This window comes from Streptomyces sp. NPDC006610, assembly GCF_040611575.1.
In the GTDB taxonomy this organism is placed as follows: Bacteria; Actinomycetota; Actinomycetes; order Streptomycetales; family Streptomycetaceae; genus Streptomyces.
On the sequence record NZ_JBEXOP010000011.1, the window covers coordinates 117994 to 140905 of the forward strand.

The window sequence follows — 22912 nt, forward strand, 5'->3', positions numbered from 1 at the left end:
CGACATCCTCAACGGTCCACTCTCTCACCCGTCCCGGACGGGTCGGCGCTTTCCGCTGCGGTGTCCGATGCCGGGTCACCCGGCTGCTCGGGGGCATGGGCCCCGCTCCGGTGACCGGACTCTTCGTCGCCGGGCCCCACGGGGACCTCGGGGTCCGTGGGGCCGTCGGCCGCCTCGACCGGCGTGCCGGACTCCTCCGCGTCCGCCGCCGCGGCCTCGCGGGCGGCCGCCCGCTTGCGCTGGGTGTACATCCGGAAGCCGGCGAGGACCAGCAGCAGGACTCCGCCGCCGATGACCAGCATCACGGTGGGAGTGATCTCGGTGACCTTCACGTCGAAGACGACCGGGTCGCCGTACGCCTGGCCGTCCTCCGTGAACAGCTGTGCGTACACGCTCACCCGGCCGTTGGCGTTGGCCGATGTGGAGAACTTCACCGACTGGCTGTGCCCGCCGGCGACGGTGACCCGCTGCTCGGAGTAGTCCTTGCCGCCGATCTCCAGACGCGTCGGGCTGGTCGAGGTGAGCCGCAGCACCAGGTGGTCGACGCCCTGCACCAGGTTGTTCTGCACCGTGACCGGGATGGTGGCGCTGCGGCCGGAGAGCTTGGTCTCCGACTTGTCGATGAGCACGACCTGACCGGCCAGGTCGTCGAGGTGGTCCTCGACGCCGTCGCGGAAGCCGACCGCGTCGAGCGCCCTGCCGCGCCACGACGTGGACATCTCTCGGTTTATGGCCCGCCCGAAGGGGGTCACCACCCGCGACTGGGCGGAGAGGATCACCCGGAAGCCGTCCAGCTTCCTCTGCGTCCGCGCGATCCGCTCGAAGGCCTGGCGCGGCAGCTCCTGCTTGCTCAGCCTGCCGGGGTACGCGGAGGCGGCGGGCACCTTGGTGGTGGCGTCCGGGTCGGGCTTGGCCGCCGCGGTGGCGCTGAGCTCCTGGGCCTGGCTCCACCGGCCGTCCTGGAGGACCGCGATCGCCTCGGCCATCGCGCGGGCCTGGCTCGCGGTGGGCATCCGCTGCGGGGCGACGACGATGCTGCGCTGCTTGTTCGTCTGGAGGGTGAGGGCGAGGCTCTGGGCGAGGAACCGCTGGACGGAGAGCGTGGAGGACGACGCCCGCGTCAGGTCGCCCCGGAACGCCGTGGACAGCCGCGCGTCGGCCACCACCGCCGTCGTGCCGCCGCCGATCGGGCGGGGCGCGGAGGGCGTGTACGGCAGGTTGCCGGTCTCCTGGAGGCTGTCGTTGCGTGCGATGACCTTGTCGGCGCCGGCGGACGTGGCGACCTTCACGATCGAGGGGTCCACCGCGCCGTCCACCGGCCAGGCGAAGTCGGTGCTCGGAGTGGTGTGCAGCACCGTCTCGACGACCGTGGCGGCGACGTCGCTCGCGGCCTTGAACTGGCTGAGCGAGCCGGTGACGTCGGTGCCCTTGTGGGCGAGGGAGGCCAGGTCGGGGTCGGCGTAGGGCAGGGCGACGACCTCCTTGCCGGCCACCGCCTGCTGCAGATCGGCCAGCCATCGTTTCGCGGCCGCCTGCCGGGTGCCCGGTCTGGTGTCCTCGCCGTCCTTCACCTCGTAGCTGCCCGCCATCGCGTCGACGGAGGCCAGCAGGTCCGGATCGATCACCCAGGTGACGTCGAGGCTCGTGCCCAGCGAGACGAGCTGCTCGAGCCGGCCGCCCGGGGAGATCTCCTCGGCGAGGTCCTCGTCGAGGAAGACCGGCGTCTGCTGTTCGTTCGACCCCGTCTCCGCCGTCATGTGGGAGGTGGAGACGAGCGGCCACAGGAACGTCGTCCTCGTCCTGGTGCCGGCCTCCTCGGGCTGCCACGGCAGGAACGTCCGCTGGATGCCCAGGACCTGCTCCCAGGGCTGCGCCGCGGTCTCGCCGGAGAGGGAGACGCCGAGCTGGTAGACGCCGTCGTCGCCGAGGTCCAGCTCGTCGACCGGTACGGAGATGTCGAAGTGGCGGGGCACGCCGGGGGTGAGTTCGGCGAACTCCTCGGTGTACGAGCCGCCGAGCGCCGTCCCGTCGCTTCCCGGGGAGTAGCCGGTGCGGGTGGCCGCGCTGTCGACGTCGGAGCGGGTGGTGAGCTCGGGGCCGACGCGCAGGTCGACCCGGGCGTCGGTGACGGCCTGCTCGCCGTTGTTGGTCACCGTGCCGGAGACGGTCAGGGTGTCGCCCTCGCCGGGGGCGGCGGGGCTGAGCGAGTCGAGCGCGACCGACACCGTGCGTGACCCGGTGGCGGCCTTCGCCGAGGCCGGTGCGGCGGCGGGCGCGGCGTCCGCGACGCTTGCGGCGGGCAGCTGGAGCAGGCCTGCCAGCAGCGGCGCCCCGGCCAGCAGCGCTCCGGTGCGCCGCAGCCACCGGCGGGCAGGTGAGGGACTGGTCCCCTGGAAGTCTGCCGCCTCGGCCACGCGCTCGCCCGTCCCTCGTCATCGTCAGTGGTCGTCGGAATGTGCGTCCACGCATGGTAACGATGTGCGCCGAGGGGAAGTGCCGCGGTCCGCCTCCCGGTATCCGCTGCCACCGGACCCCACCGCGCGTAATGGGGACGCCCGCGGCAGTCCGGGCCACGTACCCTCTTCTGTTGTGCCGAACGCCAAGGAAGACACCACTGCCCCGAGCCGGGATCGAGTCAGCGCGGTCAGCGAACCGCTGCGGGTCGCCCCTGTCGCCGACGACCTCGCCCACCGCTTCCGGGAGGCCGGCTTCTCACTCGCCCTGGTCGGCGGCTCGGTCCGGGACGCGCTGCTGGGCCGGCTCGGCAACGACCTGGACTTCACGACGGACGCCCGGCCCGAGGACGTGCTGCGGATCGTGCGGCCGTGGGCGGACGCCGTGTGGGACGTCGGGATCGCCTTCGGCACGGTCGGCGCCCAGAAGGACGGCTTTCAGATCGAGGTGACCACCTACCGGTCGGAGGCCTACGACCGGACCTCGCGCAAGCCCGAGGTGTCGTACGGCGACTCCATCGAAGAGGACCTCGTCCGCCGGGACTTCACGGTCAACGCGATGGCCGTCGCGCTGCCGGAGAAGCGGTTCATCGACCCGCACGGCGGGCTGGACGACCTCGCGGCACGCGTACTGCGCACGCCGGGCACGCCCGAGGAGTCGTTCTCGGACGACCCGCTGCGGATGATGCGGGCGGCGCGGTTCGCGGCGCAGCTCGACTTCGAGGTGGCCCCCGAGGTGGTCACGGCGATGACGGAGATGGCCGGACGGATCGAGATCGTCTCGGCCGAGCGGGTCCGGGACGAGCTGAACAAGCTCATCCTGTCCGCCCGCCCGCGCAAGGGCCTGACGCTCCTGGTCGACACGGGGCTCGCGGACCGCGTGCTGCCGGAGCTGCCGGCCCTGCGCCTGGAGCGGGACGAGCACCACCGCCACAAGGACGTCTACGACCACACGCTGATCGTCCTGGAGCAGGCGATGGAGCTGGAGGAGGACGGCCCCGACCTGACCCTGCGGCTCGCCGCGCTGCTGCACGACATCGGGAAGCCGCGCACGCGTCGCTTCGAGCAGGACGGCCGGGTCTCGTTCCACCACCACGAGGTGGTCGGCGCGAAGATGACCAAGAAGCGAATGACGGCCCTGAAGTACTCCAACGAACTGGTGAAGGACGTCTCCCGCCTCGTCGAGCTGCACCTGCGCTTCCACGGTTACGGCACCGGCGAGTGGACGGACTCCGCCGTGCGCCGGTACGTCCGGGACGCGGGGCATCTGCTGACCCGGCTGCACAAGCTGACCCGTTCGGACTGCACGACGCGGAACAAGCGCAAGGCGACCGCGCTGTCACGGGCGTACGACGGGCTGGAGGAGCGGATCGCCCAGCTCCAGGAGCAGGAGGAGCTGGACTCCATCCGCCCCGACCTGGACGGCAACCAGATCATGGAGATCCTCGGGGTCAAGCCGGGCCCCGCGGTGGGTCAGGCCTACAAGCACATGCTCGAACTGCGCCTGGAGAACGGCCCCATGGAACATGACCAGGCCGTCGCGGCGCTCAAGCGGTGGTGGGCCGAGCAGGGCTGAGCCGCAGGACGGGTCATGTTTCACGTGAAACATGACCCGCCGCGTGTGGGAGGGGCGATGTTTCACGTGAAACATCGCCCCTGTTTCACGCCCGGGCCGCCTGCCGCCGCTGGAACCGGGCCATGGTCGCGGCGACGCATCCATAGAGCGCGGCGATCATCAGCACCAGGGGCGCCGACCGCCCGTCGGGGGGCAGTATCAGCGCGGCCACCGCTGCGGCGCCCACGAAGGCGACGTTGAACAGGACGTCGTAGAGGGAGAACACCCGGCCGCGGAAGCCGTCGTCGACCGATGACTGGACGATCGTGTCGGTGCCGATCTTCGCGCCCTGGGTCGTCAGGCCCAGGACGAAGGCGGCGGCAAGCAGCGGCACGGTGGCGAAGGGCAGCCCCAGCGCCGGCTCCAGGGCGGCGGCGGACGCCGCGCAGACCACGATCCAGCGACCGGGGCCGAGCCGCCCGGCCGCCCACGGCGTCAGCACGGCCGCCGCGAAGAACCCGGCACCGGAGACGCCCAGCGCCACACCCAGCAGGGCGAGCCCGTCCTCGGGGTCGTCGGTGAGGGCGTACCGGCAGAGCATGAGCAGCATGACGGTCAGGGCGCCGTAGCAGAACCGCATCAGCGTCATCGACGCCAGCGCCCAGGCGGCCTCCCTGCGCGGGGGCGCGGCGAGATGGCGGACGCCGGCCGCGAGGTCGCCGGCCGTCGCGGACAGCGCGGCCGTCAGCCGTGGCCGCACCGGCATCCGGTCCGGCCCGAGCAGTTCCCGGCCGATCCTCAGCGTGGCCAGCGCCGAACAGAGGTACAGCCCCGCTCCTGCCAGTACCACGGCGGCGTCGGAGTCCGCGAACAACAGCCGGACGGCGAAGGCCAGACCGCCGCCCGCGGTCGCGGCGAGCGTTCCGGCGGTCGGGGAGAGGGAGTTGGCCATCACCAGGCGTTCGCCGTCGACCACGCGGGGCAGCGCGGCCGACAGTCCGGCGAGGACGAAGCGGTTGACGGCGGTGACGCAGAGGGCGGAGGCGTAGAACAGCCAGTCCGGGACCTGCGCGATCATCAGGACCGCCGTGGCGGACGCCAGCAGGGCGCGCAGCAGGTTGCCGTGAAGGAAGACCTGGCGGCGGCGCCAGCGGTCCAGCAGGGCGCCGGCGAAGGGGCCGACCAGGGAGTACGGGAGCAGAAGCACCGCCATCGCGGAGGCGACACCGGCGGCCGAGGTCTCCTTCTCCGGTGAGAAGACGACATAGGCGGCGAGGCCCACCTGGTAGACGCCGTCGGCCCCCTGCGACAGCAGACGTACGGCGAGCAGGCGCCGGAAGTCCCGGAAGCGGAGCAGGACGCGCAGATCACGTACGACGGCCATGGGCACAGCCTCACATACGGCGAGGGTCCCCGGACGCACTGCCCGGGGACCCTCGGCAAGCCGTGAAGGAGGGGGAACGCTTAGCGCTCGACCTCGCCGGCGATGAACTTCTCGACGTTCTCCCGCGCCTGGTCGTCGAAGTACTGGACCGGCGGGGACTTCATGAAGTACGAGGACGCCGACAGGATCGGGCCGCCGATGCCGCGGTCCTTGGCGATCTTCGCGGCGCGCAGCGCGTCGATGATCACGCCCGCGGAGTTCGGGGAGTCCCAGACCTCGAGCTTGTACTCCAGGTTCAGCGGAACGTCGCCGAAGGCGCGGCCCTCGAGGCGGACGTACGCCCACTTGCGGTCGTCGAGCCAGGCCACGTAGTCGGACGGGCCGATGTGGACGTTCTTCGCGCCCATGTCCCGGTCGGGGATCTGGGAGGTGACGGCCTGCGTCTTGGAGATCTTCTTGGACTCCAGGCGCTCGCGCTCGAGCATGTTCTTGAAGTCCATGTTGCCGCCGACGTTCAGCTGCATCGTGCGGTCCAGGATGACGCCGCGGTCCTCGAACAGCTTCGCCATGACGCGGTGCGTGATGGTGGCGCCGACCTGGGACTTGATGTCGTCGCCGACGATCGGGACGCCCGCCTCGGTGAACTTGTCCGCCCACTCCTTGGTGCCGGCGATGAAGACCGGGAGGGCGTTGACGAAGGCGACCTTGGCGTCGATGGCGCACTGGGCGTAGAACTTCGCCGCGTCCTCGGAGCCGACGGGCAGGTAGCAGACGAGGACGTCGACCTGCTTGTCCTTGAGGACCTGGACGACGTCGACCGGGGCCTCGGCGGACTCCTCGATGGTCTCGCGGTAGTACTTGCCGAGACCGTCGAGGGTGTGGCCGCGCTGCACCGTCACGCCGGTGTTCGGCACGTCGCAGATCTTGATGGTGTTGTTCTCGGAGGCGCCGATGGCGTCCGCGAGGTCGAGACCGACCTTCTTGGCGTCGACGTCGAACGCGGCGACGAACTCGACGTCACGGACGTGGTAGTCGCCGAACTGCACGTGCATCAGGCCGGGGACCTTGGCCGCCGGGTCGGCGTCCTTGTAGTACTCGACTCCCTGCACCAGCGACGCGGCGCAGTTGCCCACGCCGACGATGGCTACGCGAACCGAACCCATTCCGGTTGCTCCCTGTGTGTACTCGGTGAGGCCCTGACGGGGGCGTCACGTGGCGGTGTCGCCGGGCGTATCCGGCCGGGGGTCGTCCCCGGACCGGGGCAGGACGCCCGGCGCTCCATTGGTGGTGTCCTGCTGAGCGACGTCCCCGGAGCCGGACGCCCTGACGTCCCGCCCGGCCCGCTCGCTCTCGATGAGCTCGTTCAGCCAGCGCACTTCGCGCTCCACGGACTCCATTCCGTGGCGCTGGAGCTCGAGGGTGTAGTCGTCGAGGCGCTCCCGGGTGCGGGCCAGAGAGGCGCGCATCTTCTCCAGACGCTCCTCCAGCCGGCTCCGGCGCCCCTCCAGCACGCGCATGCGCACATCACGGGAGGTCTGGCCGAAGAAGGCGAAGCGCGCGGCGAAGGTCTCGTCCTCGTACGCGTCGGGGCCCGTCTGGGAGAGCAACTGCTCGAAGTGTTCCTTGCCCTCGGCCGTGAGCCGATAGACGATCTTGGCGCGACGCCCGGTGAGCGGCGCGGCGAGAGCGTCCTCGGCGGTGTTTCCCGGCTCTTCGATCAACCAGCCGTTTGCGACCAGCGTCTTGAGGCAGGGGTAGAGCGTCCCGTAGCTGAACGCCCGGAACACACCCAGTGACGTGTTGAGTCGCTTCCGCAGCTCATAGCCGTGCATCGGGGACTCGCGAAGCAGGCCGAGTACGGCGAACTCGAGGATCCCGGAACGCCGGCTCATCGTCGCCTCCTCTCTGCCGCGGTCGACCATGACGGTCTTTATGTCCCGCTGATGTATCGACTCGATACATCCAGACGATAGATCGCGTTCCACGGAGGGGCAAGAGGGGGAATCGTGAACGGCGTCACATCAAAGATTCGCCAGGCATGAGTTGCCTGTTTTGGGTCGAAGTTCAGGACTCGGCGGGTTTTGGAGCTGCGTAGTCTGTGCGGCATGCACACCACCGGGAACCGAGTTGCGTCCGGGGACGTCCTCGTCCCTGGTGCAGTACGGGTGAATGCGGGATCGGCCGCGTCCGTACTTCGGGGGGACCGGAAACCAGCCGCCGTTTCCAGGCGCGCACGGGTGCGCCTGCCCTAGGAGTAGTCGTTCGATGAGCGAGCACCGTCGCAAACCGCCGCAGCCGCAGGGAGGCGGACGTGCCGCGGCCCGACGCGGCCAGTCCGGCTCGTCCTCCGGCCGCCGTGCGGCTCCGCGAGGCGCCACAGGATCTCCTTCCGACGCGTACGGGTCGGGTGGTTCCCACGGTCCGGGAACCGAGGAACGGCCGTACGGCGGCCGGGCCGAGGCCCGCCGTGCCGCCCAGCGGAGCGGCGGCGGTCGCCGCAGAGCGGCCGACGGCGCACGGGGCGGACCGGCAGGTCCCGGCCGAGGCCGGGGGCGGGCGGCAGCGCCCGGAAAGAAGCGGATCGTCGACTACCCGCGCGCCGGCCGGTACGGCTGGCAGCGCTGGGTGCCCTCCTGGAAGCTCGTCTCCGGTCTGTGCCTCGCCTTCTTCGGCAGCCTGGTGGCCGTGGCGGGCATCGGCTACGCGATGGTGAGCGTCCCGAAGGTCGCGGAAACGGCGACGGCGCAGAACAACGTCTACTACTGGTCGGACGGCACGCAGATGGTGTCCACCGGCGGGGAGACCAACCGGCAGATCATCAACCTGTCGCAGATCCCCAAGGACATGCAGTTCGCCGTCATCTCGCAGGAGAACAAGACCTTCTACACCGACAGCGGCATCGACCCGAAGGGCATCGCCCGCGCCCTGCTCAACATGGCCAAGGGCGGTGACACGCAGGGCGGTTCCACGATCACCCAGCAGTTCGTGAAGAACGCGATGCTGGACGACCAGTCCCAGACGGTCTCCCGCAAGTTCAAGGAGCTGTTCGTCTCCATCAAGGTCGGCGCGTCCATGGACAAGGACGACGTGATGGCCGGCTATCTGAACTCCGCGTACTACGGCCGCAACGCCTACGGCATCCAGGCCGCCGCGCGGGCGTACTTCGACAAGGACGCCATCAAGCTGAACGCCGGTGAGTGCGCCTTCCTGTCGGCGATGCTCAAGGGCGCGACCTACTACGACCCCGCGGGCGCCATCTCGATCGACAAGGCCGCCACCCCGGAGGCCAACAAGAAGCGGGCCCTGGTCCAGATGCAGGACACCCTCGACAAGATGGTCGAGTACGGGCATCTGGACGCCGCCGAGCGTGCCAAGTACAAGAAGCTCCCCAAGGTCCAGAACCCCCGGTCGAACACCCAGCTGAGCGGCCAGGTCGGCTATCTGGTCGACCTCGCCAACGCCTACCTGGTCAACAACAGCGAGACCACCCGCGTCACCGAGCAGGTGCTGCGCGAGGGCGGCCTGTCGATCCACACGACCTTCGACAAGAAGAAGGTCCAGCAGCTCGAGACCGCGGTGAAGAAGGTCTACAAGGCCAACATCGATCCCAAGAAGCGGCCCGACACGGACACACACGTCCAGTTCGGCGGCGCCTCCGTCGATCCGAAGACCGGCGCGATCAGGGCCATCTACGGTGGTGAGGACGCGACCAAGCACTTCACCAACAACGCCGACCAGACCGGTGCCCAGGTCGGTTCGACGTTCAAGCCCTTCGTGCTCGCCGCGGCGATGAAGTGGGGTGTGCGGAACCCCGACCTCGATCCGGTGCAGTCGCAGGACGAACGCACCATCGTCTCCCCCAAGAGCCTGTACAGCGGCAAGAACAGGCTCAAGATCAAGGACTACGACGGAACGGTCTGGCGGAACGAGCAGGGCAAGGAGTGGAACCAGGTCAACGACGGTGAGGAGTCGCTCGGCGACGCGCCGGACTACATGATCGACCTCCGCACGGCGATGCAGTTCTCTTCCAACTCCGCCTTCGTGCAGCTCGGCATGGACGTCGGCCTGGACAAGGTCAAGGAGGCCGCCGTCGAGGCAGGCATCCTGGAGAGCAGCCTGGCCGGCACCACCTTCCCGTCGTTCTCCATCGGCACCTCCGACCCCAGCGCGATCCGCATGGCCGGCTCCTACGCCACCTTCGCGGCCAGCGGCAAGCAGAACGACCCCTACTCGGTCCAGAAGGTCACCAGCAAGGACGGCCCGGTCTTCACCCACGAGACGAAGACCGAGCGGGCCTTCGAGGCGAACGTGGCCGACAACGTCACCGACATCCTGAAGACCGTGGTCGAGAAGGGCACGGGCACCAACGCACAGCTGCCCGGCCGCGAGGTGGCGGGCAAGACCGGTACCACCGACGGCAACAAGTCGGCCTGGTTCGTCGGCTACACCCCGCAGCTGTCCACGGCGATCAGCATGTTCCGCTACCCCGACGACGAGACCATCAAGAACCGCGAGTTCCTGGAGATGTACGGAACGGGCAACCAGAAGTCGATCCACGGCGCCTCGTTCCCGGCGGAGATCTGGCACGACTACATGCTGGAGGCCCTGAAGGGCGAGGACCCGGTGCCCTTCCCCGAGCCGGAGCCCATCGGCGAGGTGGTCAACGAGGCCCCGTCGCCGACGCCGACTCCCACGGCGACCGAGACGGAGGAAGAGGAGAGCCCGTCGCCGTCCCCGTCGCCGACCCAGACCACGCCTTCCCCGACGCCCACGCCGAGCAACACCTGCAACGCCTGGGACTGGGAGTGCAACAACGGCAACGGCAACGGCGGCAACGGCGGCACCGACTCCGGCGGGATCGACGGCGGTGTGACCTCGACACCGACAGCCACGGAGACGGACGGCGAGGAGAACGGGAACGGGAACGGCAACGGAGGCAACGGCGGAGACGGCGGCTTCTTCGAAGGAAGCACCGGTTAGGCGCCGTATCGCCCGGCGCGGGTGTTTCACGTGAAACACCCGGTCTGTTTCACGTGAAACGTGGGCCGCCGCACCCTCGGGTGCGGCGGCCCACGGCGTTTTCCCGGCGACGTACGGCAGGATGTGCCCCATGCCCAGTGCAGAAACGACGCAATCGAGCGCGCACGAGCCGGAACCGGTGCGGCCGACCGAGGCCGACGAGGTGGCCCGGAACGGCAGTGAGCTGATCGGCGGCCCGCTGGGGCGGCACGCCCTGCTGGGGACGTCCTGGTGGAGCCCGGTACGGGTGGTCGCCCTCGTGGCGATCGGCATGTTCGTGCTCGGCCTGGTGCAGAAGGCGCCCTGCTACAACGGCGGCTGGTTCCACGGCGCGGGCGTGCAGTACACGCACGCCTGCTACTCGGACATCCCGCACCTGTACAACGGGCGCGGTTTCGCAGCAGGGCTCGTGCCGTACTTCGACCGGCTGCCCGGTGACATGGAGTACCTCGAGTACCCGGTGCTGACCGGTCTCTTCATGGAGGTGGCCGCCTGGCTCACACCCGGCAGCGGCAGCATTCAGTACCAGGAGCAGTGGTACTGGATGGTCAACGCCGGAATGCTGATGGTGTGCGCTGCCGTCATCGCCGTCTGCGTGACCCGCACCCACGCCCGGCGCCCCTGGGACGGTCTGCTGGTCGCCCTCGCGCCGGCGTTCGCGCTGACCGCCACCATCAACTGGGACCTGCTGGCCGTCGCCCTGACGGCCGCGGCGATGCTGATGTGGTCACGCGGCCGTGCACTGGCCTTCGGCGTCCTGCTGGGTCTCGCGACCGCCGCGAAGTTCTATCCGTTCCTTCTGCTCGGCCCGCTGTTCCTGCTGTGCTGGCGTGCGGGCAAGTGGCGGGCCTTCGGAACGGCGCTGCTGGGCACGGTGGCCGCCTGGTTGCTGGTGAACGGGCCGGTGATGCTGTTCGCCTTCGAGGGCTGGTCGAAGTTCTACCGGTTCAGCCAGGAGCGCGGGGTGGACTTCGGATCCTTCTGGCTGATCCTGGCGCAGAACACCAGCGGTCTGATCACCACCGAGAGGGTCAACACGCTGACCGCGGTGCTGCTGGTGGCGTGCTTCGTGGGCATGGCGGCACTGACCTTCATGGCCCCGCGCCGCCCGCGTTTCGCCCAGCTCGCGTTCCTGATCGTCGCGGTGTTCATCCTCACCAACAAGGTCTACTCGCCGCAGTACGTCCTGTGGCTCGTGCCCCTGGCGGCGCTGGCCCGGCCCCGGTGGCGGGACTTCCTGATCTGGCAGGCGTGCGAGGTGATGTACTTCCTCGGCATCTGGATGTACCTCGCCTACACGACCAGCGGCGACGCCCACAAGGGCCTTCCGACGGACGGCTACCACTGGGCGATCGGCGTGCATCTGGTGGGGACCGCGTATCTGTGCGCCGTGGTCGTCCGCGACATCCTCACGCCGGACCAGGACGCGGTACGCCGGTCCGGCGACGACGATCCCTCCGGAGGCGTCCTCGACGGCGCTGAGGACGTGTTCGTCCTCGGCCGCGCGGCCGACCGGCCCCAGTACCCGGACCCCTTCCACGGGACGCCGGTCGACTGGGGCAGCGGGAAGGCGGCGGACGGTTCGCCCTGAGCGAACACGCCGTGAACACGTCCCGGGCCGGAGCCCGCTGAGACGTCAGCGGTCGACCAGGCGGTCGAACTGCGTGGTGGTGTGCCGCAGATGGGCGACCAGCTCGTCGCCGACCTTCGGCTCCGGGGCGTCCGAGGGGATGAACAGGATCGACACCTGCATGTGCGGCGGCTCGGCGAACCAGCGCTGCTTGCCGCCCCAGACGAACGGGGAGAGGTTCCGGTTGACCGTGGCCAGGCCGGCGCGGGCGACACCCTTGGCACGCGGCATGACGCCGTGCAGCGCCTTGGGGGCCTCCAGGCCCACCCCGTGCGACGTACCGCCCGCCACGACCACCAGGAAGCCGTCGGAGGCCACCTTCTGCTGCCGGTAGCCGAAGCGGTCCCCCTTGGAGACACGGGTGACGTCCAGGACCGCGCCGCGGTACTCGGTGGCCTCGTGGTCCCCCAGCCACAGCCGCGTGCCGATCCGGGCGCGGAAGCGGGTCTGCGGGAACTGCTGCTGGAGGCGGGCGAGTTCGTCGGCCTTGAGGTGGCTGACGAACATCGTGTGCAGCGGCAGCCGGGCGGCCCGCAGCCGGTCCATCCAGCCGATGACCTCCTCGACGGCGTCGGAGCCGTCGGTGCGGTCCAGCGGCAGATGGATGGCGAAGCCCTCAAGGCGGACGTTCTCTATGGCGGCGTGCAGCTGCGGCAGTTCGTGCTCGCCGACGCCGTGGCGCTTCATCGAGGACATCACCTCGATGACCACGCGCGCGCCCACGAGCCCGTACACACCGTCCACCGACGACACCGAGCGGATGACCCGGTCGGGCAGCGGCACCGGCTCCTCGCCCCGCCGGTACGGCGTCAGCACCAGCAGGTCACCGCCGAACCAGTCCTTGATGCGCGCGGCCTCGTACGTCGTGCCGACGGCCAGCACGTCCGAGCCCAGCCGCGTGGCCTCCTCCGCGAGGCGCTCGTGCCCGAAGCCGTAGCCGTTGCCCTTGCAGACGGGGACGAGTCCCGGGAACTGCTCCTGCACGTGCTTGTGGTGCGCCCGCCAGCGCGCGGTGTCGACGTAGAGCGTGAGCGCCATGGCCGGACCTGGAACCTTTCTCGTGGCTGCGGTGTAAGAGAAGTGTGGAGACTATGGAAGCAAACAGCCGGGGCTCAGCGGCGCGACATGTAGATGTCGAGCGCCTTGTGCAGCAGCTTGTTCAGGGGGAAGTCCCATTCGCCGAGGTACTCGGCGGCCTGGCCGCCGGTGCCGACCTTGAACTGGATCAGTCCGAAGAGGTGGTCGGTCTCGTCGAGCGAGTCGGAGATGCCGCGCAGGTCGTAGACCGTGGCGCCGAGCGCGTAGGCGTCGCGCAGCATCCGCCACTGCATCGCGTTCGAGGGCCGGACCTCGCGGCCGATGTTGTCGGAGGCGCCGTAGGAGTACCAGACGTGCCCGCCGACGATCAGCATCGTCGCCGCGGACAGGTTCACGCCGTTGTGGCGGGCGAAGTACAGCCGCATGCGATTGGGGTCCTCGGAGTTGAGGGCCGTCCACATGCGCTGGAAGTACGACAGCGGGCGGGGCCGGAAGTGGTCGCGCACGGCCGTGATCTCGTACAGCCGCTGCCATTCCTCCAGGTCGTGGTAGCCGCCCTGGACGACCTCGACGCCGGCCTTCTCGGCCTTCTTGATGTTGCGCCGCCACAGCTGGTTGAAGTTCTTGTGCACCTCTTCCAGGGACCGGTTGGCCAGCGGCACCTGGTAGACGTACCGGGGCTGGACGTCACCGAAGCCGGCGCCGCCGTCCTCGCCCTGCTGCCAGCCCATGCGACGCAGCTTGTCGGCCACCTCGAAGGCGCGCGGCTCGATGAAGTCGGCCTCGATGTCCCGCAGCCGCTTCACGTCGGGGTTCTGGATGCCGGCCTTGATGGAGGCGGCCTCCCAGCGCCGGATGATCACCGGCGGGCCCATCTTCACCGAGAAGGCGCCCTGCTGCTTGAGGTGGGCCAGCATCGGCCGGATCCAGTCGTCCAGGTTCGGCGCGAACCAGTTGATGACCGGGCCCTCCGGCAGATAGGCGAGATAGCGCTTGATCTTGGGCAGCTGACGGTAGAGGACCAGCCCCACGCCGACCAGCTCACCGGTGCGCTCGTCGAACCAGCCCAGATTCTCCGAGCGCCACTCCGCCTTGACGTCGGCCCAGGCCGGGACCTGCATGTGGCTCGCCGACGGCAGGCTCTGGATATAGGCCAGATGCTGCTCGCGACTGATGGTCCTCAGGGTCAGGCTCATTCGGGGCGCTCCTCGGGCTGGTGTGTCCCCATGGGTTCAGGGGCTCCGGCTCTCGCGCCGAAGCCTACTGCGCCCTGCGAACGCCCCGGCTGGGCCTACGCGTCCTTTGGCCCGGGCGAGGTCAGAAGAGACCGCCGAAGAGGCCACCGTGCGCCATGCCGAGGAAGAATCCGATGGCCGAGGCGCCGAGGCCCAGCACCAGTCCGAAGCGTTCGCGTGTCGTCTCCGAGATCCACTGTCCGTACGCGCCCGTGACGATGCCGATCAGGCCCGTCCAGGAGCTCAGCAGATGGAGGCTGTGGAACATCGCCGTGATGAAGGAGACCGCTCCGAGTACCAGGGTCACCGCGAGCAGGGCGTCCTGGACGGGGTGGGCCCGGCCGTCCGTGGCGAAGAGGGAACCGACGGTGTTGGGTCGCAATGCCTGTGCCATGAGGCACCTCCTTGCGGGAAACGGCGCATCGTAGCGCCACACACACCCGTTGTGTACAGATTGTCGGCCCTGGCGGCCGGATTTCAACCGGAAGCAGGTGTGCGGGTAGTGTGTACCGTCTGCACCGGTGTCTGCCCTGGCCGCGGCAGGGTCTCCTCGCGGGTACCCCCGATTGTCAGTGGCGACCGATACCGTTGCGCACGCATCACGACCCTCCTGCCACGGAACGACCGTGGCCGCTGAGTCCAAAGGAGGTGGGTTCCACATGCGTCACTACGAGGTGATGGTCATCCTCGACCCCGATCTCGAGGAGCGCGCTGTCTCCCCGCTGATCGAGAACTTCCTCTCTGTCGTCCGTGACGGCGGCGGAAAGGTCGAGAAGGTCGACACCTGGGGCCGTCGTCGTCTCTCGTACGAGATCAAGAAGAAGCCCGAGGGCATCTACTCGGTCATCGACCTGCAGGCCGAGCCTGCGGTCGTCAAGGAGCTCGACCGCCAGATGAACCTGAACGAGTCGGTCCTCCGGACCAAGGTCCTCCGTCCCGAGACCCACTGAGCCCTTCCGCTCAGCTGATCCCGGGTTCGAGTAGCACCACCAGCAGCCAGCAGCAAACCCGCCGAGAGGTTCCCCCATGGCAGGCGAGACCGTCATCACGGTCATCGGCAATCTTGTCGACGACCCCGAGCTGCGCTTCACCCCGTCCGGTGCGGCGGTCGCGAAGTTCCGTGTCGCGTCCACCCCCCGCACCTTCGACCGTCAGACCAACGAGTGGAAGGACGGCGAGAGCCTCTTTCTGACCTGCTCGGTCTGGCGCCAGGCGGCGGAGAACGTCGCCGAGTCGCTCCAGCGAGGCATGCGCGTGATCGTGCAGGGCCGGCTGAAGCAGCGGTCCTACGAGGACCGCGAGGGAGTCAAGCGCACGGTCTACGAACTGGACGTCGAGGAAGTCGGCCCCAGCCTGCGCAACGCCACGGCCAAGGTCACCAAGACCGCCGGCCGCGGTGGCCAGGGCGGTGGCGGCGGTTTCGGCGGCGGTGGCCAGCAGGGTGGCGGCGGCTGGGGCGGTGGCCCCGGTGGCGGCCAGCCGGCCGGCGGCGCTCCTGCCGACGACCCCTGGGCGACCGGCGCTCCCGCCGGTGGCCAGCAGGGTGGCGGCGGCTGGGGCGGCGGCTCCGGCGGCGGTGGCGGCTACTCGGACGAGCCCCCCTTCTAGGTCCGACGACTTCACGTCCGGGGACCAAGAGGGCGGGTCGTACCCCAACTTCTTGATCACACAGGAGAAACACCATGGCGAAGCCGCCTGTGCGCAAGCCTAAGAAGAAGGTCTGCGCTTTCTGCAAGGACAAGGTCACGTACGTGGACTACAAGGACACGAACATGCTGCGGAAGTTCATTTCCGACCGCGGCAAGATCCGTGCCCGTCGCGTGACCGGCAACTGCACCCAGCACCAGCGTGACGTCGCCACGGCCGTCAAGAACAGCCGTGAGATGGCGCTGCTGCCCTACACCTCCACCGCGCGATAAGGGAAGGGTGACCGACTCATGAAGATCATCCTCACCCACGAGGTCTCCGGCCTCGGTGCCGCGGGCGACGTCGTCGACGTCAAGGACGGCTACGCTCGCAACTACCTCATCCCGCGGAACTACGCGATCCGCTGGACCAAGGGTGGCGAGAAGGACGTCGAGCAGATCCGTCGCGCTCGCAAGATCCACGAGATCCAGACCATCGAGCAGGCCAACTCCGTGAAGGCCCAGCTCGAGGGTGTGAAGGTCCGTCTGGCCGTCCGCTCCGGCGACGCCGGCCGTCTCTTCGGTTCCGTCACTCCGGCCGACATCGCCTCGGCGATCAAGGCTGCCGGTGGCCCCGAGGTCGACAAGCGCCGCATCGAGCTCGTTGCGCCGATCAAGACGCTGGGCGCCCACGAGACGTCCGTGCGTCTGCACCCCGAGGTTGCCGCCAAGGTCAACGTCGAGGTCGTCGCCGCGTAAGCGCCGCGCTCGCTGAAGCAGTCGGTGGGGCCGCACCTTCGGGTGCGGCCCCACCGGTGCGTGGACGCTGTTTCACGGGGACGCTGTTTCACGTGAAACACCGTGCAGCCCGGGCGCGTCCTCAGCGTGTGGCGCCGGTGACCAGCCAGCGGCCCGAACGGGTGCGGACCCAGAGGGTCACCATCCGGACCGTCATCATCAGCGTCATCGCAGCCCACAGAGCGGTCAGTCCGCCGCCGACGAGGGGTACCAGAAGCGCGACCGGAGTGAACACGGCCAGGGTGGCGAGCATGGCCCACGCCAGGTAGGGGCCGTCGCCCGCGCCCATCAGGACGCCGTCGAGGACGAAGACGACTCCGCAGACCGGCTGGCACAGCGCTACGACGAGCAGGGCGGGCAGCGCTGCGTCCTTCACGGCCGCGTCCCCGGTGAACAGCGGCAGGAAGGCCGGTCGGCTCACGATGACGAGCGCGCCGAGCACGACGCCCGCGGTTATGCCCCACTGCACCATGCGGCGGCAGACGTCGCGGGCGCCCTGGGTGTCGTCGGCGCCGAGGTAGCGGCCGATGATGGCTTGTCCGGCGATCGCGATGGCGTCCAGGGCGAACGCCAGCAGACTCCACAGGGACAAGATGATCTGGTGGGCCGCGATGTCGGCGTCTCCGAGCCGGGCGGCGACAGCCGTGGCGATCATGAGGATCGCCCGCAGGGAGAGCGTACGGACCAGCAGTGGTGCTCCAGCCTGGGCGGACGCCCGGATACCGGCGGCATCGGGGCGCAGCGAGGCGCCGTACCGGCGGGCGCCGCGGACGACCACCACCAGGTAGGCCGCGGCCATGCCCCACTGGGCGATCACGGTGCCCCAGGCGGATCCCGCGATGCCGAGGTCGGCGCCGTAGACGAGGGCGGCGTTGAGGACGGCGTTGGCGAGAAAGCCCGCGACGGCGACGTAGAGCGGCGTCCTGGTGTCCTGCAGTCCGCGCAGCACGCCGGTCGCGGCGAGCACGACGAGCATGGCGGGTATGCCGAGGGCGGAGATGCGCAGATAGGTGGTCGCGTAGGGGGCCGCGGTGTCGGAGGCTCCGAAGAGTTCCACGAGGAACGGCGCGGTCGGCAGAACGAGTGTGATGACGCCGGCGCCGAGGAGCAGGGCGAGCCAGATGCCGTCCATGCCCTGGCGGATGGCGGCCTGTGTTTCGCCGGCGCCCACGCGTCGGGCGACGGCGGCGGTGGTGGCGTAGGCGAGGAAGACGAAGACGCTCACGGCGGTGGACAGCAGTGCGGCGGCGATGCCCAGTCCGGCGAGCTGGGCCGTGCCGAGATGGCCGACGATCGCACTGTCGGCCAGCACGAACAGGGGCTCGGCGACCAGCGCGCCGAAGGCCGGAACGGCCAGCGAGACGATCTCTCGGTCGTGCTGCCGCCGGGTGGCCCGGGAGGTCGCGGGAGCCTGTGTCATGAGCACCAATCTAATCGTCCACAGGTAATAGATGCAATGCGCGCTCAACCCTTACTCGCGGCTCGGAGGCGTGTGGCGTCGCGCACTGTTCGAACCGATCTTGGACGGACGGGAAAAGTTTTTCTTCTGCACAGCCGGTGGACGGGAAAAGTGCAGGTCAAGTGGCATGGGTGGGGAATCGTTGGGGCTTGTTCACAGGCCTGTCCACCGGGTCGTGCACAGGTTTCGCGCAGTTCTCCACAGCATCCGGGCCGTCGTCCACATGGCCTGTGGATAACCAGATTGGCTGACGCCTCCCCGGGGCCTACCGTGGTCCGGCGCCCGCTCCCTCCACCGCCCGTGAAACCGTCACAAAACCGGCGCTGGGCCTGGCGGAGTCAGGGCTCTCAATTGTCAGTGCCGTGCCGTAGAACAGAGAGGCACGGCGAGGTCCGCCCCGCGGACGGGAGGAGGTGGCTCGGTGAGCATTTCCGAGCCCTTGGACGATCCGTGGGCCGACAGCGGTCCCAGTGATCGTCTGCCCTCCCGCCGTCGCGGAGAAGGAACACGCGGTCGCGACGAGCAGCACGAGAGGGGTCCGGACACCGGCGCGTGGGACGGCGGGGGCACCTCCTTCGAGCGCGTTCCGCCGCAGGACCTGAACGCCGAGCAGTCCGTGCTGGGCGGAATGCTGCTGTCCAAGGACGCCATCGCCGACGTCGTGGAGATTCTCAAGGGCCACGACTTCTACAAGCCCGCCCACGAGACGATCTTCCAGGCGATCCTCGACGTCTACGCCAAGGGCGAGCCGGCCGACCCCATCACGATCGCCGCCGAGCTGACCAAGCGCGGCGAGATCAACAAGGTCGGTGGGGCGTCGTACCTGCACACGCTCGTGCAGACCGTGCCGACCGCGGCCAACGCGGAGTACTACGCCGAGATCGTCCACGAGCGGGCGGTGCTGCGCCGCCTGGTGGAGGCGGGTACGCGCATCACCCAGATGGGATACGCGGGCGACGACGACGTCGACGAGATCGTGAACCGGGCGCAGGCCGAGATCTACGCGGTCACCGAGCAGCGCACCAGCGAGGACTATCTCCCGCTCGGCGACATCATGGAGGGCGCGCTCGACGAGATCGAGGCGATCGGGTCCCGCAGCGGCGAGATGACCGGCGTGCCCACGGGCTTCACCGACTTCGACTCGTTGACCAACGGCCTGCACCCGGGTCAGATGATCGTGATCGCGGCACGTCCCGCCATGGGCAAGTCGACTCTGGCGCTGGACTTCGCGCGTGCCGCGTCGATCAAGCACAACCTGCCCAGCGTCATCTTCTCCCTGGAGATGGGCCGCAACGAGATCGCGATGCGTCTGCTGTCCGCCGAAGCGCGCGTCGCCCTGCACCACATGCGTTCGGGCACGATGACGGACGAGGACTGGACCCGGCTGGCCCGCCGGATGCCGGACGTCTCCGCCGCCCCTCTCTACATCGACGACTCCCCGAACCTGTCGATGATGGAGATCCGTGCCAAGTGCCGCCGCCTGAAGCAGCGCAACGACCTCCGGCTGGTCGTCATCGACTACCTGCAGCTGATGCAGTCGGGCGGCTCCAAGCGCGCCGAGAGCCGCCAGCAGGAGGTCTCGGACATGTCCCGTAACCTCAAGCTGCTGGCCAAGGAGCTGGAGCTCCCGGTCATCGCGCTCTCCCAGCTCAACCGTGGCCCCGAGCAGCGCACCGACAAGAAGCCGATGGTCTCCGACCTGCGCGAGTCCGGTTCCATCGAGCAGGACGCCGACATGGTCATCCTGCTGCACCGCGAGGACGCCTACGAGAAGGAGTCACCCCGCGCGGGCGAGGCCGACCTGATCGTGGCCAAGCACCGCAACGGCCCCACGGCGACGATCACGGTCGCCTTCCAGGGCCACTACTCCCGGTTCGTGGACATGGCGCAGACCTGAGTCGTCGCCGTGGAGGGTCCGATGCTGCTCAGCGCCTCGTCTCGTACCTGGTCAGGACCACGCCGCCGGGAAACGTCCGCGTCTCCACCAGGTTCAGGTCCACCCAGCCGTCCACCGCGGTGAAGAACGGTGTGCCGCTGCCCACCAGGACCGGATGGGTGGCGATCACGTACTCGTCGATCAGCCCGGCGCGCATGGCCGCCCCGGCGAGCGTTGCGCCGCCGATGTGCATGGGATCGCCGTCCTCGCCCTTGAGCCGGGTGATCTCGGCGATCGCGTCGCCGGTGACCAGACGGGTGTTCCAGTCGACCTTGTCGATCGTCGAGGAGAACACCACCTTCGGCGTGTCCCGCCAGTTCCGCGCGAACTCGATCTCCGCCGGGGTGGCGTCGGGCCGCTGGTCGGCGGTCGGCCAGTGGGAGCTCATGGCCTCCCACAGTTTGCGCCCGTACAGTGAAAGGCCACTCGCCCGCTCGTGGTCGAGCCACCACTGGAACAGCTCGGGGCTCGGCGGTCCGCTCCAGCCGATGTCGTCGCCGGCCGCGGCGGTGTAGCCGTCCAGGGTCAGGTTCATGCCGTAGATCAGTTTCCGCATGGCCGAGCCTTCCGTCCGTGGGTGTCCGATGTACCGACCGGCGCGGCGCGGGAAACTCATCGGTGCGCGATCTGGGCTCGAATGCCACGGATGTGAGACCGATCGTGGACGACAAGGCCGTGAGACTGCCAAGAAGCCCAGGTTACGCGCGATGCATCGGTCACGGGCGGCGGGATCCCACTGGTGAAATGCGCTCGACGTGCGGTGCCCGGCCGGATGGACTGGGGGCATGACGACATCTGCATCTCACGCGGAGCTGCTGCCGGCCACCCGGCGGGCCCTGTTGCACCGGATCGCCGTGGCCCAGGCCGAAGGACGGGCGCCGTCGCTGACCGCGGCCGTCGTGCGCGGTGGGAAGGCCGTGTGGCACGGCGCCCGGAGCTGTGTGGAGGGGAACGAGCCGGACGAGAACGTGCAGTACCGGATCGGCTCGATCACCAAGACCTTCACGGCCGTGCTGGTCCTGCGGCTCCGGGACGAGGGACTGCTCGACCTCGGCGACCCGCTGGAGAAGCATCTGCCGGGAACCGGTGTGGGAGAGGTCACCGTCGCCGGCCTCCTCGCGCACACCGGCGGCCTCGCGGCGGAGTCCCCCGGGCCCTGGTGGGAACGCACGGACGGCGAGCTGCGGCCCGAACTCGCCGATGTGCTCGGTGAGCAGCCCTTCCGGCACCCGGTCGGCCGGCGGTTCCACTACTCGAACCCCGGTTACACCGTGCTCGGCACGCTCGTGGAGAGACTGCGGGGCGCCCCCTGGGAGGACGTTCTGCGGCAGGAAGTGCTCGTACCCCTGGGCCTCGACCGGACGGGCGGACGGCCCACGGCGCCCCACGCGGGCGGCTGGGCGGTGCATCCGTGGGCCGACGCGCTCCTGCCCGAACCCGCCCAGGACCTCGGACGGATGGCGCCGGCGGGACAGCTCTGGTCGACCACCGCCGACCTGGCGAAGTTCGCGGCCTTCCTGGCCCACGGCGACGACCGGGTGCTCTGCGCGCGGAGCGTGCGCGAGATGCGCACTCCCGCGGCCCCCTCGGAGGCGGCGGACGTCGCGGAGGGGGCCGCCTACGGGCTCGGCATGCAGATCCAGCACCGGGACGGACGGCTGCTCGTCGGGCACTCCGGTTCGCTGCCGGGGTTCCTGGCGAATCTGGCGATCAGCGTGGAGGACGACGTCGCGGCGGTGGTCCTGGCGAACTGCACCTCCGGCCCGCTGACGGCCACCGTCGGCGCCGATCTCGTACGCATCGTGGCGGAGGCCGAGCCGCGCATCCCGGAGCCCTGGCGGCCCCTGCGGGAGGTCGATCCGGCGGTGCTGGAGCTGACGGGGCAGTGGTACTGGGGCACGTACGGCTTCGGGCTGCGTCTGACCGCCGACGGACTGCTGTCGCTGGAACCGCTGTCGGGCCGGGGGCGGCGGTCGAGGTTCCGGGCGAACGGGGACGGCGGCTGGACCGGGCTGGAGGGTTACTACGCGGGGGAGTCGCTGCGGGCGGTACGGCGGCCGGACGGGTCGGTGAGCCATCTGGACGTCGGCTCGTTCGTGTTCACCCGGCAGCCGTACGACGAGCACGCCCCGGTGCCCGGTGGGGTCGATGCGGAGGGGTGGCGGGGGATCCGGTAGGCGACGGGAGGGGAGGGCGGGGGCTGGCAGGGACGGGTGGCTCGTGTTTCACGTGAAACACGAGTCGGCCTCCCACCGAGCCGCTCCCGCTCGGCCGCCCCTGACCGATGCGTCTCCTCCCGGCGCGCCCCCTGTCCTCACAGCTGAAGCTTGAAGCCCAGATGGGAGGCCGTGAAACCGAGCCGCTCGTAGAACCGGTGGGCGTCGGTGCGGGTGTTGTCGGACGTCAGCTGCACCAGTCGGCAGTCCTGGCGGCGGGATTCGGCGACCGCCCACTCGATGAGCCGGGTGCCCAGGCCGCTGCCGCGTTCGTCGGCGTGGATGCGCACGCCCTCGATGATCGACCGCGTGGCGCCCCGCCGTGAGAGCCCGGGGACGATGGTGAGCTGCAGCGTGCCGACCACGCTGCCCTCGCGCACGGCGACGACGAGGTGCTGGTTCGGGTCGTCGGTGATCCGCTCCAGCGCCGCCCGGTACGGGGTGAGGTCGTCCGGTGACTCCCGCCGGGCGCCCAGCGGATCGTCGGCCAGCATGGCGACGATCGCGGGGAGGTCGTCGGCGACCGCGGCTCGTATTTCAAGATCTTTCATGCCTGCACCCTAG

Annotated in this window: 19 protein-coding genes; 9 read left to right on the forward strand and 10 right to left on the reverse strand. The window is 69.6% G+C overall.

All coding sequences use genetic code 11. The annotated features are described in order from the left end of the window. Window positions 1-8: 8 nt before the first annotated feature. The gene (locus ABZY13_RS11820) at window positions 9-2414 is read right to left on the reverse strand and encodes a DUF6049 family protein (protein WP_356629390.1); all 2406 of its coding nucleotides are present in this window, start codon (window positions 2412-2414) and stop codon (window positions 9-11) included. Window positions 2415-2589: 175 nt separating this feature from the next. Here ABZY13_RS11820 and ABZY13_RS11825 point away from each other — a divergent pair, with 175 nt between their 5' ends. Next, on the forward strand, window positions 2590-4029 hold the full coding sequence (locus ABZY13_RS11825) for a CCA tRNA nucleotidyltransferase (protein WP_356629392.1): 1440 nt from the start codon (window positions 2590-2592) through the stop codon (window positions 4027-4029). An 85-nt stretch (window positions 4030-4114) separates the two neighbouring features. On the opposite strand, the gene ABZY13_RS11830 is transcribed toward ABZY13_RS11825, so the two are convergent. The 3 genes from ABZY13_RS11830 to ABZY13_RS11840 form a co-directional block, all read right to left on the reverse strand. After that, a complete protein-coding gene (locus ABZY13_RS11830; protein ID WP_356629394.1) occupies window positions 4115-5392 on the reverse strand; it encodes an MFS transporter in 1278 nt (425 codons plus the stop codon). A gap of 80 nt (window positions 5393-5472) precedes the next feature. After that, window positions 5473-6555 (reverse strand): inositol-3-phosphate synthase, encoded by a 1083-nt coding sequence (locus ABZY13_RS11835; RefSeq protein ID WP_356629396.1) that lies wholly within the window; start codon window positions 6553-6555, stop codon window positions 5473-5475. Between the two features lie 45 nt (window positions 6556-6600). Then, window positions 6601-7284: a helix-turn-helix transcriptional regulator gene (locus ABZY13_RS11840; protein ID WP_356629398.1), complete on the reverse strand. Its 684-nt coding sequence runs from the start codon at window positions 7282-7284 to the stop codon at window positions 6601-6603. Between the two features lie 373 nt (window positions 7285-7657). Between ABZY13_RS11840 and ABZY13_RS11845 the strand changes: the two genes are divergently transcribed. Further along, window positions 7658-10372 (forward strand): transglycosylase domain-containing protein, encoded by a 2715-nt coding sequence (locus ABZY13_RS11845; RefSeq protein ID WP_356629400.1) that lies wholly within the window; start codon window positions 7658-7660, stop codon window positions 10370-10372. A gap of 121 nt (window positions 10373-10493) precedes the next feature. Further along, window positions 10494-12002, forward strand: coding sequence for a glycosyltransferase 87 family protein (locus ABZY13_RS11850; RefSeq protein WP_356629402.1), 1509 nt, complete (start codon window positions 10494-10496; stop codon window positions 12000-12002). Between the two features lie 45 nt (window positions 12003-12047). On the opposite strand, the gene ABZY13_RS11855 is transcribed toward ABZY13_RS11850, so the two are convergent. The 3 genes from ABZY13_RS11855 to ABZY13_RS11865 all read right to left on the reverse strand — a co-directional run bounded on the left by ABZY13_RS11855 (window position 12048) and on the right by ABZY13_RS11865 (window position 14708). After that, window positions 12048-13079: an alanine racemase gene (locus ABZY13_RS11855; RefSeq protein WP_356629404.1), complete on the reverse strand. Its 1032-nt coding sequence runs from the start codon at window positions 13077-13079 to the stop codon at window positions 12048-12050. Between the two features lie 74 nt (window positions 13080-13153). Beyond that, window positions 13154-14275, reverse strand: a complete 1122-nt coding sequence (gene femX, locus ABZY13_RS11860; protein ID WP_356629406.1) for a peptidoglycan bridge formation glycyltransferase FemX — start codon at window positions 14273-14275, stop codon at window positions 13154-13156. A gap of 121 nt (window positions 14276-14396) precedes the next feature. Next, the gene (locus ABZY13_RS11865) at window positions 14397-14708 is read right to left on the reverse strand and encodes a hypothetical protein (RefSeq protein ID WP_356629408.1); all 312 of its coding nucleotides are present in this window, start codon (window positions 14706-14708) and stop codon (window positions 14397-14399) included. Between the two features lie 265 nt (window positions 14709-14973). Between ABZY13_RS11865 and rpsF the strand changes: the two genes are divergently transcribed. From rpsF to rplI, 4 genes are all read left to right on the forward strand, one after another. Further along, window positions 14974-15264: a 30S ribosomal protein S6 gene (gene rpsF, locus ABZY13_RS11870; RefSeq protein WP_004985983.1), complete on the forward strand. Its 291-nt coding sequence runs from the start codon at window positions 14974-14976 to the stop codon at window positions 15262-15264. 76 nt (window positions 15265-15340) lie between these two features. Next, the gene (locus tag ABZY13_RS11875; RefSeq protein WP_356629410.1) at window positions 15341-15922 is read left to right on the forward strand and encodes a single-stranded DNA-binding protein; all 582 of its coding nucleotides are present in this window, start codon (window positions 15341-15343) and stop codon (window positions 15920-15922) included. Window positions 15923-15996: 74 nt separating this feature from the next. Next, window positions 15997-16233, forward strand: a complete 237-nt coding sequence (gene rpsR / locus ABZY13_RS11880; RefSeq protein WP_003949403.1) for a 30S ribosomal protein S18 — start codon at window positions 15997-15999, stop codon at window positions 16231-16233. A gap of 18 nt (window positions 16234-16251) precedes the next feature. After that, window positions 16252-16698: a 50S ribosomal protein L9 gene (gene rplI / locus ABZY13_RS11885; RefSeq protein WP_356629412.1), complete on the forward strand. Its 447-nt coding sequence runs from the start codon at window positions 16252-16254 to the stop codon at window positions 16696-16698. A gap of 121 nt (window positions 16699-16819) precedes the next feature. On the opposite strand, the gene ABZY13_RS11890 is transcribed toward rplI, so the two are convergent. Continuing rightward, on the reverse strand, window positions 16820-18157 hold the full coding sequence (locus ABZY13_RS11890) for an MATE family efflux transporter (protein ID WP_356629414.1): 1338 nt from the start codon (window positions 18155-18157) through the stop codon (window positions 16820-16822). A 460-nt stretch (window positions 18158-18617) separates the two neighbouring features. On the opposite strand from ABZY13_RS11890, the gene dnaB reads away from it, so the two are divergent. Next, window positions 18618-20093 (forward strand): replicative DNA helicase, encoded by a 1476-nt coding sequence (dnaB, locus tag ABZY13_RS11895; protein ID WP_356629416.1) that lies wholly within the window; start codon window positions 18618-18620, stop codon window positions 20091-20093. Between the two features lie 28 nt (window positions 20094-20121). Here the strand turns inward: dnaB and ABZY13_RS11900 are convergent, their stop codons facing one another. Further along, entirely contained in the window at window positions 20122-20688 is a 567-nt protein-coding gene (locus ABZY13_RS11900) for a dihydrofolate reductase family protein (RefSeq protein WP_356629418.1), read from the reverse strand. 229 nt (window positions 20689-20917) lie between these two features. On the opposite strand from ABZY13_RS11900, the gene ABZY13_RS11905 reads away from it, so the two are divergent. Then, the gene (locus ABZY13_RS11905) at window positions 20918-22309 is read left to right on the forward strand and encodes a serine hydrolase domain-containing protein (protein ID WP_356629420.1); all 1392 of its coding nucleotides are present in this window, start codon (window positions 20918-20920) and stop codon (window positions 22307-22309) included. Window positions 22310-22446: 137 nt separating this feature from the next. Here the strand turns inward: ABZY13_RS11905 and ABZY13_RS11910 are convergent, their stop codons facing one another. Continuing rightward, window positions 22447-22899, reverse strand: a complete 453-nt coding sequence (locus tag ABZY13_RS11910) for a GNAT family N-acetyltransferase (protein ID WP_356629422.1) — start codon at window positions 22897-22899, stop codon at window positions 22447-22449. Window positions 22900-22912 lie beyond the last annotated feature (13 nt).

Excerpts from the sequence above, each read along its gene's own strand:
- rpsF (WP_004985983.1), top strand. The coding sequence starts at position 14,974 with ATGCGTCACTACGAGGTGATGGTCATCCTCGACCCCGATCTCGAGGAG.
- ABZY13_RS11905 (WP_356629420.1), top strand. The coding sequence starts at position 20,918 with ATGACGACATCTGCATCTCACGCGGAGCTGCTGCCGGCCACCCGGCGG.
- rplI (WP_356629412.1), top strand. The coding sequence starts at position 16,252 with ATGAAGATCATCCTCACCCACGAGGTCTCCGGCCTCGGTGCCGCGGGC.
- ABZY13_RS11855 (WP_356629404.1), bottom strand. The coding sequence starts at position 13,079 with ATGGCGCTCACGCTCTACGTCGACACCGCGCGCTGGCGGGCGCACCAC.
- ABZY13_RS11865 (WP_356629408.1), bottom strand. The coding sequence starts at position 14,708 with ATGGCACAGGCATTGCGACCCAACACCGTCGGTTCCCTCTTCGCCACG.
- ABZY13_RS11900 (WP_356629418.1), bottom strand. The coding sequence starts at position 20,688 with ATGCGGAAACTGATCTACGGCATGAACCTGACCCTGGACGGCTACACC.
- rpsR (WP_003949403.1), top strand. The coding sequence starts at position 15,997 with ATGGCGAAGCCGCCTGTGCGCAAGCCTAAGAAGAAGGTCTGCGCTTTC.
- ABZY13_RS11845 (WP_356629400.1), top strand. The coding sequence starts at position 7,658 with ATGAGCGAGCACCGTCGCAAACCGCCGCAGCCGCAGGGAGGCGGACGT.
- ABZY13_RS11830 (WP_356629394.1), bottom strand. The coding sequence starts at position 5,392 with ATGGCCGTCGTACGTGATCTGCGCGTCCTGCTCCGCTTCCGGGACTTC.
- ABZY13_RS11890 (WP_356629414.1), bottom strand. The coding sequence starts at position 18,157 with ATGACACAGGCTCCCGCGACCTCCCGGGCCACCCGGCGGCAGCACGAC.
- ABZY13_RS11850 (WP_356629402.1), top strand. The coding sequence starts at position 10,494 with ATGTGCCCCATGCCCAGTGCAGAAACGACGCAATCGAGCGCGCACGAG.
- femX (WP_356629406.1), bottom strand. The coding sequence starts at position 14,275 with ATGAGCCTGACCCTGAGGACCATCAGTCGCGAGCAGCATCTGGCCTAT.
- ABZY13_RS11910 (WP_356629422.1), bottom strand. The coding sequence starts at position 22,899 with ATGAAAGATCTTGAAATACGAGCCGCGGTCGCCGACGACCTCCCCGCG.
- ABZY13_RS11875 (WP_356629410.1), top strand. The coding sequence starts at position 15,341 with ATGGCAGGCGAGACCGTCATCACGGTCATCGGCAATCTTGTCGACGAC.
- ABZY13_RS11840 (WP_356629398.1), bottom strand. The coding sequence starts at position 7,284 with ATGAGCCGGCGTTCCGGGATCCTCGAGTTCGCCGTACTCGGCCTGCTT.
- ABZY13_RS11835 (WP_356629396.1), bottom strand. The coding sequence starts at position 6,555 with ATGGGTTCGGTTCGCGTAGCCATCGTCGGCGTGGGCAACTGCGCCGCG.